The sequence below is a fragment of the Mesorhizobium sp. M7A.F.Ca.CA.004.04.2.1 genome, from assembly GCF_004022825.1.
Lineage (GTDB): Bacteria > Pseudomonadota > Alphaproteobacteria > Rhizobiales > Rhizobiaceae > Mesorhizobium.
Map to the genome: position 1 here is coordinate 1 of NZ_RZPH01001194.1, position 1,648 is coordinate 1,648.

A 1,648-nucleotide genomic window follows, 5' to 3' on the forward strand; every position below is an offset into this window, starting at 1 on the left:
GTGATGATCATCGATCCGTATCGCCGCTGCAGGACCAGGTCAACGCGCCGCAGCTGCTGTTTCCTGGCCTCCATGGCATAGGCTAACCCTGGCATTCGCGCGGTTGTGCCTGATTTCCAGCGGCTTCGGGTTTTGGAGGGGGCTTCCCCCACTCCGTCGCTGCTTCGCAGCGCCACCCCAAGCTCGCGCCCTTCCTCTACCCCGTCGATCGGGGGAGAGGTGGCGAGCGAAGCTCGACGGAGTGGGGGTCGACTGCGCGGCTTAAGACCAGGCGTTAGCTGAGAGGGGCACCTCTCAAAAATAACCTGCAAGGTTAGCTCTGATGCGATCCAGCACGCTGTCCCCGGAAAGGTCCGGCGAGAATTCCTTACCCGTGATCGCCTCATAGGCCTGCGCGTAGACCCCGGAAGCCTGTTCGACGATCTCGTCGGGTATTTTGGGGATCGGGTCGCTGTAGGGATCGCAGCGCGCCGAGACCCATGAGCGGATGAAATCCTTGTCAAAACTCTCCGGCCGGCTGCCGCTGGCGAGCGCCTGTTCGTAACTCGATGCGATCCAGTACCGGCTGCTGTCAGGCGTGTGGATTTCGTCGGCAAGAATGATGGTCCCGTCCTTGTCGGTGCCGAATTCGTATTTCGTGTCGGCCAGGATCAGGCCGCGCTCAGTGGCGCGCTGCTGGCCGCGGGCGAACAGCCGCAAGGCGTAGTCCGATACGGTATCCCACTGCGCCTGCGTGAGAAGACCCTGCTCGAGAATCTCGGCTTTGGACAGCGGTTCGTCATGGCCGCCATGCGCGGCCTTGCTGGTCGGCGTGATGATCGGCTCCGCCAGTCTTTCATTGTCGCGCAGGCCATCCGGCAGGCGGATGCCGTACATGTCGCGGTCACCGCGCTTGTAGCGCGTCAGGATCGAGGTGCTGGTGGTTCCCGCCAGATAGCCGCGCACGACGATCTCGACCGGCAGGATGTCGAGCCTTGTGCCGACGACGACGTTCGGGTCGGGGTATTCGAGAACATGGTTCGGGCAGATGTCGGCGGTTTCCTCGAACCAGTACCGCGCCGTCTGGGTCAGGATCTCGCCCTTGCAGGGGATCGACGTCAGGATGGTGTCGAAGGCACTGAGGCGGTCGGTGGCGATGATGATGCGCCGGCCGTCCGCAAGGTCATAGTTCTCGCGGACCTTGCCGCTGTAGTGGCCCGGCAGTTCGGGGATGAACGCGTCAGGAAGGGTCCGCATATGATTTCCTGCCTTCCGCAGAGTGGCCGATCCCATCGCATAAGCTGTCGCCCCGGTGCATATCAAGCGCGATTGTCGGGTATCCCCGCAAACTCGACCAGTTCGGCGGTCGCTTTTTTCACAACTGATGCCGGAAGGCGCGGCGACTTGGGAGCGCCGCCGCGTCTAGGCTGCAGCCAATTTTCCGGAGCCGCCCGCATCATCATGCAGACCTATGATTTCATCATCGTCGGCTCCGGCTCGGCCGGCTCGGTCCTGGCCGAAAAACTCTCGGCCTCGGGACGCTTCTCGGTGCTGGTGCTGGAGGCCGGCGGCACCGACCGCCGCTTCTACGTCCAGATGCCGCTCGGCTACGGCAAGACCTTCTTCGATCCCGACGTCAACTGGAACTACAAGGCCGAGCCGGACCCGG

2 protein-coding genes are annotated in these 1,648 nt (G+C 63.2%); one reads left to right on the forward strand and one right to left on the reverse strand.

What is annotated here, in order from left to right; all coding sequences use genetic code 11:
- Positions 1-294: 294 nt before the first annotated feature.
- Complete coding sequence (locus EN893_RS32885) at positions 295-1,236, reverse strand: phosphoribosylaminoimidazolesuccinocarboxamide synthase (protein ID WP_127271176.1); 942 nt, start codon at positions 1,234-1,236, stop codon at positions 295-297.
- Positions 1,237-1,440: 204 nt separating this feature from the next.
- Here EN893_RS32885 and EN893_RS32890 point away from each other — a divergent pair.
- On the forward strand, positions 1,441-1,648 hold a 208-nt coding region (locus EN893_RS32890; RefSeq protein ID WP_206640222.1), incomplete at its 3' end, for an NAD(P)-binding protein.

Bases quoted from the DNA above. Each gene is read 5' to 3' on its own strand.
- EN893_RS32885 (WP_127271176.1), bottom strand. From the start codon at position 1,236: ATGCGGACCCTTCCTGACGCGTTCATCCCCGAACTGCCGGGCCACTAC.